The organism is Metabacillus sp. KJ11-3 (assembly GCF_055808295.1).
The window spans coordinates 4285315-4302815 of sequence record NZ_CM147865.1; the positions used below are offsets into that span (position 1 = coordinate 4285315).

Below are 17501 nucleotides of genomic sequence, written 5' to 3' on the forward strand. Positions count from 1 at the left end.
ATATCATCAAATTACAAAATTATGGTTGGGGAGGAAAAATTATGCCAAATAAAAGTATGTTCGATTTAGATGTTCAAGTATCACAATCTACTAACAATGAACCACGTATTACAAGTTACATGTTATGTACTCCTGGTACATGCGCGAAAACTTGCAAAGGTGATGCTACATTAAATTCTAATTGCTGTATCACTAAAACTTGTATTACATGTGCTTAATTTAACATTGTGACTACATAATAAGTATACAGTGGATTAGCAATATATCTTCTGTATACTTATTTTTTGGAATTTTGAAGAATTTTTACCTTACTCTAGGAGGATTAGTGTGAAAACTGTCATAGAAAAAAAGGATTTATTAGTAGAGGAATCAACACTATTTTCACCCTTAGATTTTTTTATGGTACGTTCCCCTTTATTACCAATCGATTTTTATAAGAGCTTGTTTTATTCACCTGAAGGGAATGTTAGAAGTATCGATGAAATTTCATCAAGAATTTTTGAGCTATCAAAGAATCCTTTTATTCAAGAGGCAATCATGGTTTCAAGTTATTCATTGTATGAAGCAATCACCGATTGGTCATATGGGAACAAATCAAAAGATAAGAAAATTATTCAATCATTAAATAAATATCTCATTCGTATGTCATCAAGACCTACTCCTTTCGGATTATATTCAGGAGTAACATACGGTGAATTTCATACTAAAACTAAATTGCAATTAAATCCTTCCCATGATCATAGAAAAAGAGCTAGACCGGATATGGCATGGATTCTATCTTTGGTCCATAAGCTAGAATCCGATCTTTCCGTATTAAAGCAAATTACCATACATACCAATTCAATTACGATGGACTGTGGTGGAAGGTATAAGCTTCCTTATAATTCTCAGTGTGGTCAACATACAACAATTAATTCAATAGAAGTCGTTTCCATTAACAAAACCCCCGTAGTAGAACTAATTTTGGACCTTTGTAAAGAGCCACTTTCATTTAGTGATGTAGCTAAGGTAGTTAAATCGAATTTCCCATCGGCTTTGGATGAACAGATTACTGGTATTTTGAGTCAATTAATTGAGAAAGAGTACCTATTAACTGAATTACGTCCTCCTTTAACTAGTATCGCTCCTTTTTCATATTTACGTAAGAAGATCTCCTTATTAGAAGGATTCGATGAATTACATGCACAAGTATGTGAATTAAGTCATGCAATTGATCAATATAACAATATGAAACTAGGAGAGGGCCTAAATTCTTTACAAATCATTAAAAGTAAAATGAACGATATTGTTGATTCAAAATACTTTCTACAGGTTGATACAAAATTAGATAGTCACCCTATCTATTTAAATCAAGAGATTGGTCAAGAGATAGCAAAAACAGCAGAATTCCTGTGGAAAACGTCTGTCAGTACGAAAGGTCTTCCACACATTAGGCAATATCGAAATGAGTTTATCGAGAAATATGGAATCTATCGAGAAATACCACTTTTAGAACTATTAGATGAAGATAGGGGACTAGGAGCTCCTGCATCCTATATGAACCCTGTGAGCTCTAGGGAAGTAGATCATATTCAACATGCTGATCTAGAAAAAGAGAAAAGTACATGTTAAAAAAATTAGTAGAGACCTTGAATGCCAACTCCACAGAGATGGTCTTAACAAATGAGGACTTAAAGGAATTGGAGCCAACGAACCTTGACATGAGTAGTGTACCTCCTTCCTTAGAGGTTTACGGAACATTGATTGCTCAATGCCAGGAAGATGTAGATAAGGGAAACTATCGCTTTACGATGGGAATAAGTGGCGGATCAGATGGGGCTGGTAAAACCTTTGGCCGCTTCTTGGATATACTTGAAGATGAAACATTTACTAATAAGTTTGCATCCATTTATGAGAATGAAAAGAAACAGGATGTCATATATGCAGAATTAGTGTACTTACCTGTGGTCGGAAGAACTGCTAATGTAACCCTAACTAAAAATTACCGAGATTATGAAATCGTTATTGGTACAAACTCATCTAAAGAAGGAAAATATACAATAGACTTATCCGATATTCTAGTTGGTGCTTCTATGGATGCTTTTTATTTAAAATCAAAATCATTAGGAAAAGAACTAATTGTTACTGTGACAAATATGTTAAATAACCGTTCGGCCCCTAATGTATATCGATTTTTATCTGAAATTTCAAGTGATGGTGTCAAACTTTGGTCACCATTTATGTGGTATTCATTAGATTCATCTCCATTTTTACCTCGGGTAAGAATAAATAAGTCCATTATTTCCCTAGCGAAATGGAATGTAAATGAACGAACCATGACACATAAAAAGAATATCGACGATTTGGCTGAGTGGACACTCGTCTTCCATGAATGGGCTGCAAAGTGGAATGTACCAAGGTTTGTTTATCAAACAATTGGTGACAATAGAATTTTACTAGATATTGAGAATCCACTACATATAGAGGAATTATTTACACAATTTAAAGGTCTTAAAGAGGAAGAAAGTCTCACCTTAATTGAAAAGGAATCATACTCTCTCAGTAATTGGGAAAAGGATATCGAAGGTAATAGTTACAATATCGAGTATGCCTTCCCTCTTATATCGAAAAGTTCTATCGAAGCAGCGGGAGAAACAGGAAGGTCTCAGAAAAACTCCCATTATTTAGAACCGATAAAAAATCATAGTGATATCGCAAGGAAACTTCCAGGCAGTGAGTGGCTGTATCTTAAAATTTATGGAAATGGTTCGCGAGAAGACGATTTACTCGCATTTTTTATCAAAGATTTTTGTCGAGAATTGGAAAATCAACAAATAATCGAAAAGTACTTTTTTATGCGTTATGCTGATCCGAATAAACATATCAGGCTTAGGTTTAAGGGGCAGCAAGAATTAATATCCCAAAAGGTATTACCACAGCTTTATCAATGGTTTTTCAAATTAGAACAAGAAGGGCTCATTACGACTGTTGATATTTCAACCTATGATCGAGAAGTTGAAAGATACGGTGGTCCTCAACTAATAGACAGAGCTGAAACATTGTTTTATCGTGATAGCCAGTGTGTCGAATTACTCCTTGAAAAACAAAGAGTAAAGGAAACTAATCTTAGTCTTGATATCGTGGCTACTTTAAGTGTTTTACATTATCTTGACAACTTTGGTTTAACCTTCAAACAGCAGCTTAATTGGTTTAATACAATGGTTTCACAAAAAGAATATATTGAAGAATTTAGAGAGCATCGAAAGCTATTAATGAGTCTGAATCATAAAGGGAGTAAAGATGATAAAGAAAATAGTGATTATCATCAGCTAATGGGTGATCTGAATCTCCGTCATGAGGCTGTCCATGATTTTGTTACGAACATGAACATTCTAAATGAGTCTCATAAATTGTACAACAGTGTGGAAGATATCCTAGGAAGCATTATCCATCTCCATCTTAACAGATTATTAGGGATTGATAGAAAACGAGAGTCAAAAATTATGGCCTATGTAAGACATACCTTATATAACCTAAGATACCTAAAAGAGGGGATTAAATGAATGAGCAAACAAAAATAACCTTTAAAGAGGTACTTACGTCATTTAGAAATTGGCCAAGGGTTTTTAAATTATTATGGAATGTAGATAAAAAAACCTTAATGTTCATTATGCTCATCAATATCATTCTAGGGATCATCCCCTCCCTCCTATTATTATCTAATCAATTTTTGATCAATAGTATATCGATTGGTTGGGAAGAAGGAATTGATATTGTAGTTAAAGGGTTGATTATTTTAACAGTTGTCTATCTTTCCCAGCTCTTCTTTAGTCAAATCTCTGAATATTGCAAGGGGATCTTTATCTTAAAGCTATCAAATCATGTAAAAATCATGCTTATGGAAAAATCAACAAAATTAGCTCTTTGTGATTTTGAGAATGATGTGATCTATGATCAATTACAGAGAGCGCAAATGGAAGCCGATAGTCGTCCTTATCAAGTTTTCGAACAAATTTTACAAGTAATCAATAGTTTTATCACCTTTTTTTCCACAGCAATGATTTTAATTGTCTGGAAATGGTGGATCGTTCTTCTTCTATTGGTTATTCCAATCTGTTCTGCTGCATCTTTTTTAAGATTAGGTAAAAAGGAATTTAATATTGAATGGGAAAGAGCCCCATTACGAAGGAAACTATGGTATTTAAGTTATTTACTAACCAAAGATATTCATATAAAGGAAATAAAACTCTTTCGTTTGAGCTCACATCTTTTAAATCAGTATAAAGGGATTTATAACAACTTTATAAAGGTAGATCGACGTTTACTGAAAAAACGAACGATGATCTCATTAGGATTCAATTTTGTTAATCAATTTATCGTTGCAGGCATATCTTTATTCATTTTACTTGCCGCGTTTACGAAACAAATCATGATCGGAACGATGATTACTTATATACAAGCCTTGTCAACGACACAGAGCTCTTCCCAGTCATTATTGCATCAAATCTTTTCTATGTATGAAAATAATCTCTTCATAGATCAACTCTTCTCCTTCCTGGATGTGCCGGAGCGAGAGCTTAGCTATATCGATAAAGAGAATAAAAGTTTAATGACTCTTGAGCAAATCAATTCGATTGAATTTAAAAACGTCTCTTTTAAATATCCTGGTAAAGAGAATTATGCATTGAAAAACTTAGACTTTGTGATTAACAAAGGCGAAGTAGTTGCGATCGTCGGGAAAAATGGATCAGGTAAATCCACTCTAGTAAAACTAATAACTAGATTATATGAAGACTTTGAAGGGGAAATCTTTATTAATTCTCATCCACTTAATTCCTATACTACCCAGAGTTTACGAGAAAAAATTGGTGTTGTTTTTCAGGACTTTGTAAAATATGAGCTTTCCGTACGAGAAAATATTGGCTTTGGAAATCTTCAACAGCTTACAAATGATGCTGCACTTGATCATTCCATCCAAGCTTCTGGTATACAAGGCCTCATCCATTCTCTACCTAATAAACTTGATACCCAATTAGGGAAATGGTTTGCTGATGGCCATCAGCTATCAGGGGGACAATGGCAAAAAATCGCAATTGCAAGAACCCTTATGATGGATGCAGACGTCTATTTGTTAGATGAACCTAGCTCTGCCTTAGATGCTAAAGCTGAAAAAGAATTATTTGAAAAATTCCATGAGTTAATTCAGAACAAATTAGGGATTTATATTTCCCATCGGTTTTCTACCGTGAAACACGCGACAAAAATACTTGTGATGGATGATGGTCAAATTATAGAAAGAGGTACCCACACAGAATTGATACAAGAAAGTGGGGTATATTCAGAACTTTATAATTTGCAAGCATCACCTTACATTCATGAACCGTCTTTACAGGCGTTATAGGGGTGAAAATATGGCAAACAAGGTAAACACAATAGTGGAAGAAAAAAACATAAATGATCTCTTCCTATCTATTATTCTAAAGATTAGTCGAAGATTATCTGACCCTTCATCTGTAAGGGAAATCTCACAATCAAGGGAAAATCTCATTACAATTGAAGGAATTGATATAATCCCATGGGAAAACCTTAGTATGTCCCATGGATTACCTGGTTTATGTCTATTATTTGGAGAATTAGATGGGATGTATCCGAATGACGAATGGGATCTTGTAGGACACACGTTTATGCTTGAAATTCAACACCATATTCAACAGGATGGTGTTGAGGTTACCTCTACGTTTAGTGGCTTAGCCGGGATTGGTTATGCTGCAAGGGCTCTCTCCCGAAAAGGAACAAGATATCAAAATTTTATCCAAAATATCAATACTGCATTAATTGAGAAAGTAACATTGAGGTTAACAGATATACAGAATCGTCTACCTTCTCATGTTCATATGGCAGATTATGATGTAATTGAGGGATTATCAGGCATAGGAAGATACTTACTGTTTTACAAAGAAGATGCCGAGATTAGAAAGACAATTGAACGTATTCTAGAGTATATGGTCAAATTATCTAAGGATGTATTAATCAATAGAGAAATGGTCCCCGGCTGGTTTATTCCAAGCGAAAATCAATTTCTTGAAGTTGAAAAAAAGATTAATCCTGTTGGTAATTTTAATTGTGGGATGTCGCACGGAATCACAGGACCAATGGCTTTCTTAGCGATTGCTTTACTAAATGGTGTGGAAGTTAATGGGCAAAGAGATGCAATACATAAGATTGGAAATTGGCTTTTAGATCGAAGAGGCATGATTTCTGATACCGACTTTTACTTTCCACCGACGGTCAGTTGGGAACAAGAAGTACAAAATCTTTATTCTACCTCTCCGACTAGAGATGCATGGTGTTATGGGTCGCCAGGAGTATCTAGAGCGCTTTACTTAGCAGGTATATCTTTAGGAAATAACAAATTTATTACTAGCTCTCAACAAGCCATTACATCAGTTTTTCATAGAACTCGAAATGAATGGGGATTAGACTCTCCTACGTTTTGTCACGGAATAAGTGGTTTATTGCATATTACAGATTTAATGAATCAATCAATAGGATCAACACGAATAAAAACAGAATCAATTCGTTTAAAACAATTCCTATTGGATGCATATGATGAAAATTATCCATTTGGTTTCCAAGATACTGAAAATTCAGGTTCAGATATAACATTCCTTAATAAAGCAGGTTTATTAGATGGCGCAACTGGTGTCCTTCTAGTGTTACTTGCTTCTATTAATGGAAAGAGCTTTACAGAGTGGGATTCATTGTTTCTACTAAATTAAATTATAAGCATTAGCTTTTTCGTATTAAATTGACTAATGATAGTTTAAAACTATTAACATTCTAGGAGTGTACAGATATGAAGTATACTATTCTCTTAAAGTTTATGATGGCTTTGACAGTGCTATTTTTTATTGCCCCCACTATATCGACGGCTTCTTCTGGTGAAAAAAGTAATTATACACTCCTACTAGACACGACTAAAGACTGGGATAAACATATTAAAGCAATTGAAGCTAGGGGGCTTGAGGTTATTTATCAGGTGAAGGAAATTGGAGTCGTACAAGTGAAAGCGAATGAACAATCGATAGAAAAGGTAAAAAGTACAACTCCGATTTCCATGTATAATCCCTCTGTCAGAACAGTAAAGCCAAATGTTGAAATAACTCCAACTAACACCGTTAGTAGTACTCTCCCTTTTTTGTGGGACTTACAGTGGGATATGAAATCTGTAACGAATGATGGGAAAAGCTATTCGTTAGCTAGTGGCTCCAAAGATGTCATCGTCGGAATTATTGACTCAGGGATTACATCGCACAGGGACCTACTTTCTAATATTGTCCCAGGCTCAAAAAACTTTGTCCCTAAAGATGGATTTAATGGAGAAGAGCCCGAAGAAACCGGAGAATCAGATCAACTTACAGACCTAACAGGACATGGCACACATATAGCAGGTCAAATCTCTGCAAATGGTTTTATGAAAGGTGTTGCACCAGAAGTAGGAATTAGGTCATATCGAGTGTTCGGAAGTACATCTGCTGAAACCATTTGGATCATAAAAGCGATTATTGAAGCCGCAAAAGACGATGTAGACGTCATCAACTTAAGTTTAGGTAGTTATTTACTTAAGGGTGCTATGTACAGCTTTGAGGGAAAAACCCAGCAAGACTTGGCAGAAATAAAAGCCTACGAAAAGGCCATTACATATGCTAGAAAAAAAGGTAGTGTAGTCGTTGCTGCAGTAGGAAATGATTCATTAAACATAAAAGACAAAAAAGAAGTGAACAGCTTTTTAAAAGAGATGTTGGCACTAGATGGAATCACATTCAAAGGAAAAGGGGTTGATGTGCCTGCAAGTTTAAGTGGAGTAGTAACAGTATCATCTATAGGACCAACAAATGAATTATCCACTTTTTCAAATTATGGAAAAAATATCATAGATATCGCTGCTCCTGGTGGGGATTATCGGCTTTATGAGAAATATGGATTTGAAAAGTGGATGTCGGAATCCTTTATGGGACAAGAGCATGTATTAAGCACTTCACCAGATGGGGCCTATTATTACGCTGCGGGTACATCTGTAGCAACCCCAAAGGTTTCTGGAGCGTTAGCTTTAATTATTGAAAAATACAATCTAAAGGACCAACCAAGTAAATCTGAAAAGCATCTATATAAATTCGGTGTTAATAAGGGATTACCTAAAAACAAGGAATATTTTGGACATGGTGTGTTAGATGTTTACAATGCTTTAGCTCAATAACTTAGAAAACCATGAGATCTGCGGAACATCGGCTATCAATAAGTGATTGCAAATGTGTTCCGCAAATTTTCTTCTTTATTCTATGATTGTTTGACACTTGATTAATCCAAAAAGAGTAGGGATTACCATATATGGATTTCCATCCGCTCTTAACATCCCCATCTATACCCTACTCCCCATACTGTTTGTATATAGTTTTGACATTGGAATTTGCTTAGTTTCTTTCTAATCTTTTTTATATGCTCAGTAATAATATGTTCATCATAAAAATTACTGTCATCCCATAAATTTTTATAAATTTGCTCTCTTGTGAATGTCTGTCCTTGATTGAGAGCTAGTAATTTAATGATTTCTAGCTCTCTATTTGTCAATGAGATTTCCTTGCAGTCATAATAGATCATTTGTTTATTAAAGTTGATTGTTATCTTATCAAAATTCAAAATTTGCTTTGAAATGACATCAATGTTTTTACTAATACGGTCAAAGCTACTTAAGTGAGCCAAGACTCTTGCTTTTAATTCAGAGATACTAAAAGGCTTGGCAACAAAGTCATTTGCTCCTAAACCTAATCCATAGACTTTATCCTTTTCCGTTTGTTTTGCACTTAATAAAATGATGGGTATATTCATTTCCTCTCTTAAGATCTGAATGACTTGGTAGCCATTCAAATCAGGCATCGTAATATCGATGATAATTAGATTAGGATTGGCTCTTCTGGCTTGAATAATCCCGTCTACACCATTGTTAGCAGTCACTACTTTGTATCCTTCTGCTTCAAAGCTATTTTGTAGCATGGAAGTAATTTCAAATTCATCATCAATGATTAGAATTCTTTTATCAGTTAAGGTAGACACTTTACAATTTCCTCCACTATTACGTATTTATATGATTAGGTATCGTAAACCAAATGTGTGCTCCACCGTATTTAATAGAGTTTCTAGCGGAAATTGATCCATTATGTTTCTCGATAATCGTTTTAGCAATATATAATCCTAAGCCCGAATGTCCTTTATGTGTAGATTGAGAGTGATTTTCTTGATGGAATTTTTCAAAGATTTTAGTCATGTTTTCTTTTAAAGATATCCCTGGACCCGAATCATGGACATGGAATGATAACTCATCAGGGCAAATGTCGATATCAATCTGAATTGTACCCTTGTATGGAGTAAATCGCAGACTATTCATTAAAATATTATCAATCACTTGACTTATTCGCTCTTTATCCAATGTAAATATTTCTACATCATGATCATTTGTAATCGATACGGCAAGAGCTATCTGTTTTTTATCTGCTAGATAGGAAAAGTTCGTTAACTGTTCTTTGAAGAATGGTTTAATCTTTACCCTATGTAATAATAATTTAAAGGAGAAACTATCTAACTCTGTAACAAGATTTATATCATTTAAAAGCTTTGATGTACGATCGACATTTGATGTAATGGTTTGTAAGTAAGCAAATAGTAACTTTTCATTTTTCCAAAGACCTTCTAATAAACCTTCTGCATGGCCCTTAATGATTGTCAAAGGGGTTTTTAAATCATGGGATATGGCTTTAAGGTAATCTCTTTTATCCTGCTCCAGCTTCCATTGATGGGTCAAACTAATTTCTAATTCGTTTCTCATTTGTTCGAATGAACTTGTTAAATCGCCTATTTCGTTTTTTACATCGTATTCAATTTTAAAATTTAAATCTTTATTCTTAATCCTATTTGATGCCTCAATTAAATTATGGATAGGGGTCGAAACCCTCTTCCCAATTATGTTAGATATGAATAAGGTTAGCAAAATAATATAGATAAATGGAGATGATATTAACCCTACGACAATTAGGAGTGGCCATGTCGAAGAATACGACATTTTAATATCATAATTAAGAGCTACAGCTCCTATTAGGTTATTATTCTGGCTTAAGAGCGGAACGTAATAAGTAAGGTTATTTTCATCCCTTTTGCTATGAACCTTTTCATTAATGTTATGGATTAAAGGATTGGAAGGACTAATAAGATTTATGGATAAAGTTCCATATACTATCCTTCCTTCAGAATCGAGCACTTGATATGTAATACCTTCTCTCGGTATAATTTGCTCTAAACTTTCCTGCTCATTTTGATCAAGTAACTTTTGTCCTTTTTTGTTAATATAGTCCTCAATGATTGGTAGTTGTTGTTCATAGTAATTTGCCGGTTTCACTTTATCGTTATTTTCAATTAAGTAATTTATTCCTATAATCATCGTGAATAATGTTAAAACGATGCTACCTGTCATAATAAAGAAAAAACCGATTTGTAGTTGTTTTTTTATAGATAGGTTTCTCAGCATTTAGTAATACTCCACTTGTATCCGATTCCCCATGACGTTTCAATGTATTTATAATCAGGATCAAGTAAGGATAGCTTTGTTCTAATTTTTTTATATGTTCAACAACTGTTAATAAATCAGACTCACTATTATATCCCCAGACTTGATTAAATAATTGCTCCTTTGTCAAAACCTGCTGTGGGTGTAAAGCAAACGTTTTTAATAAATCAAATTCTGTCTTCGTAAAACGAATGGGTTGATCCTTAACAAACACTTCATGGGACTTTAAATTTATTTTTATATTTACAAAGGATAGTACATGTTTTTGTTCCTCATCCTCAGCGTTTTTTACTCTCCTTAAATTAGCTATGATTCTAGCTTTTAGCTCGCTTATACTAAAGGGTTTGTGGATATAGTCATCGCCACCTATCATCAATCCTTCTATTTTTGATTTTTCAGTGGCATCAGCGCTTAGGAATAAGATCGGGCAAGACAACGATTTCCTTATTTCTTTACATACATGAAATCCGTCCATATCTGGCAACATGACGTCTAATATCACTAAGCTAATCTCATCTGTTAGCATTTCAATGGCACTCGTTCCATTTAAAGCAGTTACAACAGAATAGCCTTCTAATAAGAGAATTTCTTTTAGGAAATTAACGATTTCCTGTTCATCGTCTACGACTAAAATGGTATTCGTAATGATACTCCCCCCATATTTTTCATCGAGTTCTTGATCGAGGTATTGTAATCTAAGCCTTTTTGAAATGGTTGTTTTTAAATAGGTGCTTTGACATAATCTGTTTAAGGTTGTTAAGCAGATTGCAAGACTCCTGCTTAACAATGCATATGCGGTTGTTTAACCCCGACAGTCGTAAGACACTCCTTAGATAAGAGATGTTCTTTTCACTTCATTCAAAAGTGGCTTATATGACCCATGAAGGGTTTAGGTGCTGAAGCATGATGGAAATAAATCGTAGAACAGATAAGACTTAAGTAGGTGATTACAAATGAGAAAGCTCACCGTCCCTCTCAGCAGAAAGTGAGCATCTCTCGCTGCAAGCAAGGTTTTGAAAACAGCCTATTTAAAAAAAGTCCTTGGTTCTCCACCTAAGTGAATTAACTAACCCTCCACAAAGGATAATTATACCATTTGTTAAAAAGAAGGTAATACCTTGATTATTTAATTGGTTATAAACATATTCACCAGAAAGTAAGAAGTATGAAAATGTATCACTTATATAAATGGAGCCAATCATTACTCCAAGTGTGAACAGGAAACATAAAGGAGTATTCGGAATGAACGCGCTTAGTAAACTTACAATCGTCAAAATACTGATCCCAATAATCAGTAGTAAGCTATAGAACTTTACTGTATATAAAACAGATTCTAATCCGTTCAGTTTTGAATATTGATTAGAATACGTAACATGACTCACATGCGGACTTAAAAGTTGCCCATAAATGTAACTGACAAGTAAGGGAATGGCTAAAAATAGCAAAGCAATGATCAGTTGAGATACATACTTTGAAAAAAGCAGTTTCACTCTAGATATCGGGCGGATAAGTGTCATCCTATATGCTCCTGAGCTTAGCTCACCACTAAAGCTATCTAGAAATAGCAGTGGGAAAATGATTAAATTCAAAACAAAGAAAGACTCTTTCGCCACTAATACAGGTAAATTCAGATTATTGACTTTGACTTGTGGAGAGTCACTGGTGTGATTACCTAGACCATAATAATTTAAAAACAAACACGACCCAAGCACAATTACTGTAAATATGATGAAGAGGAGCATTGTTTTTTTCTTAATAAAATTTTCTGAAACTCATTTTTGACTAGTAAACCCATTATTTCACCTCAAAGAAAAAAGTCTTTTTTGTTCGTAAAATACAGTATAAAAGCATTTGAAATGGCTATATAGGCAATTAGTACGAACAGGTTAAAATAGAATACAGAATTTGATGCTAACATGACGGCAATTCCTTGATATTGAATCATTGGCAGAGAACTAAATAACACAAAGGGTGAAGAAGTGCCAGACATATTAATAATGGTTGGGTATGCTAGAGAGAATAGAAGAAATGCCATCCCTAACCCAATCGCACTGGTGGTCGATTTACTAATAATTGAAAACAATGCGTAAACGCTAACCATTGCAACTAATGAAAGATAGACTAGACCATAATATGCTAGGTTATACAAAAAAACATGACCAGCTGATTTCGGTGTTTCATGGAAGAATAAAAGAATATCATCCTTATTATCAAATAATGAAAATCCAACAACATAACTGCATACAAAATAGATAGACAAGAATAGCAAAGTAAATAGTAAAACATTAATTAACTTTGCTAGGATCACATCTCGATATGAATACGAACGCTGGATAATTAGTCTCAACTGACCTGTATGAATTTCTTGTGCAAATCCCAATATACAAATAATTAATAAAATGATATTAAAGGTAAAGGTTAACTGTTCTGCTAAACCCATGATTGGAAAGGAATTTGCATACGTATAATCAGGAGAATCTTTAGAAATCAGTTTATTATGTTTCGACAAATAACGAGAGGTAGCTACTAATAGCATGGGAATCATACATAAGAATAACCAGGTGCTTTTTCTTATCCACATTCTTTGCCATTCGGCATAAACGAGTTTTTTCATTGACTCATTAGTCCAATAAATTTCTGTTCAAGATCCTCGTATTTATCACCTAATTCACTGCTTTTGCCCTGCCAAACGATACTCCCTTTATTAATCATTACCCAAGAGTGACAGACCACCTCTAATTCTTTTATGAGATGACTAGAGATAAGAAATGTGATTCCCTTGTTCTTATTTAATGATAAAATAAGTTCTCTTAATTGTTTCATTCCTAACGGATCCAATCCATTTGAGGGTTCATCCAAGATAATAAAACGCGGTTCACCCAATAATGCTTGTGCAATACCTAGACGTTGTTTCATTCCTAAGGAATAACTTCCAACCTTGTCATTTCCTCGATCCTCTAATCCAACAACCTTTAACACTTCTTTTACTTTCTCTTTTATCTCTGCTTTATTGACACCATGAGTGATTCTCGCTAAATTGATTAAATTCTGTTTGCCAGTCATGTACGAAAAAAAGATTGGTGACTCAACAATCGCTCCGACATTCTGCAACGCAGATGCTTGTCTCTCGTTGATGTTTTTTCCATTTATAAAAACCGCTCCTTTTGTGGGATGAATTAACCCTGTTAAAATTCTAATAAGTGTGGTCTTTCCCGACCCATTCGGTCCTACAAACCCGCATATATCACTGCTATATAAATCAAACGATACATCTTCAAGGATCCTTTTTCCTTTTACAATTTTACTTATATTTTTGACCTCTAATACTTTTGTTTTATTCACTTTTATCCCTCCTATAAGGAAAGAATAAAAGCTAATTATAAAAAAATTATAAAAATTGTTGGAAAAATATACATTTTTATTTGTTCGTAAATTTGGTGGAAGTATTCATTACATACTTAATCATTAGAAATTTTATCTCTAATGAACAAAAACATAAAATTTCACTATTGATAGATTTTCTATTTGTGTTCTTGAAAGGCCAGTTATCCAATAAGTCCTGGTACAGAAACTTTTATTAACACAAAAAACCACTCCCTAAATTTTATAGGAAGTGGTTATTGCTATTGATATAAGTTTTTCACATGACTACATCACAGAATGGAAGTCGATGTTTGGCTCAGGAAGCCTTACATCATGCCGCCCATTCCACCCATGCCGCCCATGCCGCTCATGTCAGGCATGCCGCCGCCGCCTTCTTCAGGCTTGTCAGCGATAACAGCCTCAGTTGTTAAGAACATAGCTGCTACAGAAGCTGCGTTTTGTAGTGCAGAACGAGTTACTTTAGTTGGGTCAACGATACCAGCTTCAAACATGTTTACCCATGTTCCGTTAGCTGCGTTAAATCCTACGCCAACTTTTTCATTTTTCAAGCGCTCAACGATGACAGAGCCTTCAAGACCTGCATTGTGTGCGATTTGACGTACTGGCTCTTCAAGAGAACGAAGGATGATGTTAACACCAGTTTGAGTGTCACCTTCTTCTTGAATTTGAGCAACTTTGTTATATACGTTTACTAGAGCAGTACCACCACCGGAAACAATACCTTCTTCTACTGCAGCACGAGTAGAGTTAAGAGCATCTTCGATACGTAGTTTGCGCTCTTTTAATTCAGTTTCAGTTGCAGCACCAACTTTGATTACTGCTACACCGCCAGCTAATTTAGCTAAACGTTCTTGTAATTTTTCTTTATCGAACTCAGAAGTAGTTTCTTCTACTTGAGCACGGATTTGGCTTACACGGCTAGAGATTTGATCAGGTTGGCCAGCACCTTCTACGATTGTTGTGTTTTCTTTTGTCACAACAATTTTAGAAGCACGTCCTAGTTGATCGATTGTTGCAGATTTAAGGTCTAAGCCTAATTCTTCAGTGATTACTTCACCGCCAGTTAGGATCGCAATATCTTCTAACATTGCTTTACGGCGATCACCGAAACCTGGTGCTTTAACAGCAACAGCGTTGAATGTTCCACGAAGTTTGTTCACTACTAGAGTTGCTAGAGCTTCACCTTCTACATCCTCAGCGATTAATAATAGTGGCTTACCTTGTTGAACAACTTGCTCTAACACTGGTAAGATTTCTTGAATGTTTGTGATTTTTTTGTCTGTGATTAATACATATGGGTTTTCAAGAACTGCTTCCATTTTGTCAGAATCAGTTACCATGTATGGAGATGCATAACCACGGTCAAATTGCATACCTTCAACTACTTCTAGTTCAGTAGAGAAGCCTTTAGATTCTTCAATTGTGATAACACCGTCATTACCAACGCGCTCCATTGCTTCAGCAATTAATTGACCTACTTCTTCGTCAGCAGCAGAGATCGCAGCAACTTGTGCAATGGATTCTTTCCCTTCGATTGGTTTAGAAATAGCTTGTAACTCTTCTAATGCAACAGTTACAGCTTTTTCGATACCTTTACGTACTACCATTGGGTTAGCACCTGCAGTTACGTTCTTTAATCCTTCACGGATCATAGCTTGAGCTAAAACAGTTGCAGTTGTTGTACCGTCACCAGCAACATCGTTTGTTTTGCTCGCAACTTCAGCAACAAGTTTAGCACCCATGTTTTCAAATGCATCTTCTAATTCGATTTCTTTCGCAATTGTTACACCATCGTTAGTGATTAAAGGAGAACCGAATTTCTTTTCTAATACAACGTTACGTCCTTTAGGTCCTAATGTTACTTTTACCGCATCTGCTAAAGCGTCAACACCACGAAGCATTGAACGACGAGCTTCTTCGCTAAATTTAATATCTTTTGCCATGTTTACATAACCTCCTCAAATTTTTAACTAATCTATTATGTGTGCTGTTTATTGTCCGATAACAGCTAAAATGTCGTTTTCACGTAAAATTAAGTATTCAGTACCTTCATACTTCACTTCAGTACCAGCATATTTTGAGAAGATAATACGATCGCCTTCTGCTACTTCAAGAGCTACTTTCTCTCCACTATCTAGTACACGACCTGTACCAACAGCAACTACTTTACCTTCTTGTGGCTTCTCTTTCGCACTATCCGGAAGGACGATACCACTAGCAGTTTTTTCTTCTGATTCAACTAACTCGATAATAACGCGATCACCTAATGGCTTTAACAAGTGAAACAACCTCCTCAAATTCTTTGAATAAATGATTATTTTTCCTTTTTATTAGCACTCACAACCTTCGAGTGCTAACACAATTAATATAATATATAAATTTTCTTTTAATTTCAAGTATGAAGTTAAAATTTTTATTAGAAGTTTTCAACTTATCTACTAATTATAAATTTGGGATGAGTGCGCTGCCAAAAAGTGACCTCTTCACTAATTTGTCTCATTCTTATGGGGTATCATACATAGGATGACATTAGGGTATGTTACAATATACCTGACTAACTAAACAGAAACGTTTGTGCTTTACTTAGGAGGTTTACATGAAAAAGCATTATTGGTTTATTATGATTGCCTATATGATTCTTCAGTTATCAGGCTATCTGGGAATCAAGCTATTTGACTTATTGAACATCGGGGAGACAAATGTAGAGAGATTTGCCTATTGGACAATCTTTAGCTTTACACTTACGTTCTTAATTATTCTCTTTTTCCTAAGAAACGAACGTCATGAGGAAAACCGTTTTCGTGGAGAACCAGCTTCTGTAGGTGCTTCCATTGGATGGGCAATTATTGGGTTTTTCTTAGCTATTTTGGTACAAGGTGTAGCTGCTAATATCGAAGTTAATATTTTTGGAGTGGACCCGGGTTCTGAAAATACCCAAAGAATTGTAAGTATAATTGAGCTTTTCCCTTTAGTTATGGTTGTTACATCTATTATAGGCCCGATTCTTGAAGAAATCATATTCCGAAAAATCCTTTTTGGCGTACTATATACAAGAACAAACTTTTTCATTGCAGCATTAATCAGTTCTCTTATCTTCTCTCTATTGCACGGTGAACCACAGCATGTGTTGTTGTATGGTTCGATGGGCTTTACCTTTGCTTTTCTTTATGTGAAGACCAAGCGTATTCTCGTTCCCATCTTTGCACATGTTTCAATGAATACAATGGTCGTGGTTTTTCAAATTGCGTTTCAAGAGGATATTGAAAGAATGATGAAGCAGATGGAACAAATGCAAGTCATTATTGGAGGCTTTTTAACATGAGAACAAACCCTATTTCTATGGCTGTTTTTTATTTGATTATGGGGTTGCTGTTTATCTATTTAGCGATTAACAGTGCAAAAGAAGGCATTTTTACTTTTCCGACAATCTTATTGATGCTTATTGCTACATTCGATATTGGTGTTTCCATTCGGATGTTTCGTTTATCTAGAAAAATCAAAAAAATGAACATAAAAAAATGAG

At 34.8% G+C, this 17501-nt stretch carries 16 protein-coding genes; 8 read left to right on the forward strand and 8 right to left on the reverse strand.

The annotated features are described in order from the left end of the window. The first annotated feature begins 56 nt into the window (after nucleotides 1–56). The 6 genes from AC0L8O_RS21230 to AC0L8O_RS21255 all read left to right on the forward strand — a co-directional run bounded on the left by AC0L8O_RS21230 (nucleotide 57) and on the right by AC0L8O_RS21255 (nucleotide 8236). A complete protein-coding gene (locus AC0L8O_RS21230; RefSeq protein WP_473449077.1) occupies nucleotides 57–218 on the forward strand; it encodes a gallidermin family lantibiotic in 162 nt (53 codons plus the stop codon). Nucleotides 219–327: 109 nt separating this feature from the next. After that, nucleotides 328–1611: a lantibiotic dehydratase family protein gene (locus tag AC0L8O_RS21235; protein WP_473445166.1), complete on the forward strand. Its 1284-nt coding sequence runs from the start codon at nucleotides 328–330 to the stop codon at nucleotides 1609–1611. Continuing rightward, nucleotides 1605–3542, forward strand: a complete 1938-nt coding sequence (locus tag AC0L8O_RS21240; RefSeq protein ID WP_473445168.1) for a lantibiotic dehydratase — start codon at nucleotides 1605–1607, stop codon at nucleotides 3540–3542. The genes AC0L8O_RS21235 and AC0L8O_RS21240 overlap by 7 nt, the downstream gene beginning before the upstream one ends. Then, on the forward strand, nucleotides 3539–5380 hold the full coding sequence (locus AC0L8O_RS21245) for an ABC transporter ATP-binding protein (protein WP_473445170.1): 1842 nt from the start codon (nucleotides 3539–3541) through the stop codon (nucleotides 5378–5380). Before AC0L8O_RS21240 ends, AC0L8O_RS21245 begins: the two co-directional genes overlap by 4 nt. Nucleotides 5381–5390: 10 nt before the next feature. Next, the gene (locus AC0L8O_RS21250) at nucleotides 5391–6758 is read left to right on the forward strand and encodes a lanthionine synthetase C family protein (protein WP_473445172.1); all 1368 of its coding nucleotides are present in this window, start codon (nucleotides 5391–5393) and stop codon (nucleotides 6756–6758) included. A gap of 77 nt (nucleotides 6759–6835) precedes the next feature. After that, entirely contained in the window at nucleotides 6836–8236 is a 1401-nt protein-coding gene (locus AC0L8O_RS21255; protein ID WP_473445174.1) for a S8 family peptidase, read from the forward strand. A gap of 149 nt (nucleotides 8237–8385) precedes the next feature. On the opposite strand, the gene AC0L8O_RS21260 is transcribed toward AC0L8O_RS21255, so the two are convergent. The 8 genes from AC0L8O_RS21260 to groES form a co-directional block, all read right to left on the reverse strand. Beyond that, complete coding sequence (locus AC0L8O_RS21260; RefSeq protein ID WP_473445176.1) at nucleotides 8386–9090, reverse strand: response regulator transcription factor; 705 nt, start codon at nucleotides 9088–9090, stop codon at nucleotides 8386–8388. Between the two features lie 19 nt (nucleotides 9091–9109). After that, nucleotides 9110–10555: a sensor histidine kinase gene (locus AC0L8O_RS21265; protein WP_473445178.1), complete on the reverse strand. Its 1446-nt coding sequence runs from the start codon at nucleotides 10553–10555 to the stop codon at nucleotides 9110–9112. Continuing rightward, entirely contained in the window at nucleotides 10491–11381 is an 891-nt protein-coding gene (locus tag AC0L8O_RS21270; protein WP_473445180.1) for a response regulator transcription factor, read from the reverse strand. Before AC0L8O_RS21270 ends, AC0L8O_RS21265 begins: the two co-directional genes overlap by 65 nt. 241 nt (nucleotides 11382–11622) lie before the next feature. After that, complete coding sequence (locus AC0L8O_RS21275) at nucleotides 11623–12336, reverse strand: ABC transporter permease subunit (RefSeq protein WP_473445182.1); 714 nt, start codon at nucleotides 12334–12336, stop codon at nucleotides 11623–11625. Nucleotides 12337–12398: 62 nt separating this feature from the next. Then, nucleotides 12399–13208: an ABC transporter permease gene (locus AC0L8O_RS21280; protein ID WP_473445184.1), complete on the reverse strand. Its 810-nt coding sequence runs from the start codon at nucleotides 13206–13208 to the stop codon at nucleotides 12399–12401. Beyond that, nucleotides 13205–13936, reverse strand: coding sequence for an ATP-binding cassette domain-containing protein (locus AC0L8O_RS21285; protein ID WP_473445186.1), 732 nt, complete (start codon nucleotides 13934–13936; stop codon nucleotides 13205–13207). Before AC0L8O_RS21285 ends, AC0L8O_RS21280 begins: the two co-directional genes overlap by 4 nt. A 347-nt stretch (nucleotides 13937–14283) precedes the next feature. Continuing rightward, nucleotides 14284–15921: a chaperonin GroEL gene (gene groL, locus AC0L8O_RS21290; RefSeq protein ID WP_473445188.1), complete on the reverse strand. Its 1638-nt coding sequence runs from the start codon at nucleotides 15919–15921 to the stop codon at nucleotides 14284–14286. 48 nt (nucleotides 15922–15969) lie between these two features. Beyond that, nucleotides 15970–16257 (reverse strand): co-chaperone GroES, encoded by a 288-nt coding sequence (groES, locus tag AC0L8O_RS21295; protein WP_473445190.1) that lies wholly within the window; start codon nucleotides 16255–16257, stop codon nucleotides 15970–15972. Nucleotides 16258–16574: 317 nt separating this feature from the next. Between groES and AC0L8O_RS21300 the strand changes: the two genes are divergently transcribed. Together AC0L8O_RS21300 and AC0L8O_RS21305 are read left to right on the forward strand one after the other, a co-directional pair. Next, nucleotides 16575–17300, forward strand: coding sequence for a lysostaphin resistance A-like protein (locus tag AC0L8O_RS21300; RefSeq protein WP_473445192.1), 726 nt, complete (start codon nucleotides 16575–16577; stop codon nucleotides 17298–17300). Next, on the forward strand, nucleotides 17297–17500 hold the full coding sequence (locus tag AC0L8O_RS21305; protein WP_026561984.1) for a YdiK family protein: 204 nt from the start codon (nucleotides 17297–17299) through the stop codon (nucleotides 17498–17500). The genes AC0L8O_RS21300 and AC0L8O_RS21305 overlap by 4 nt, the downstream gene beginning before the upstream one ends. Nucleotide 17501: the final 1 nt, after the last annotated feature.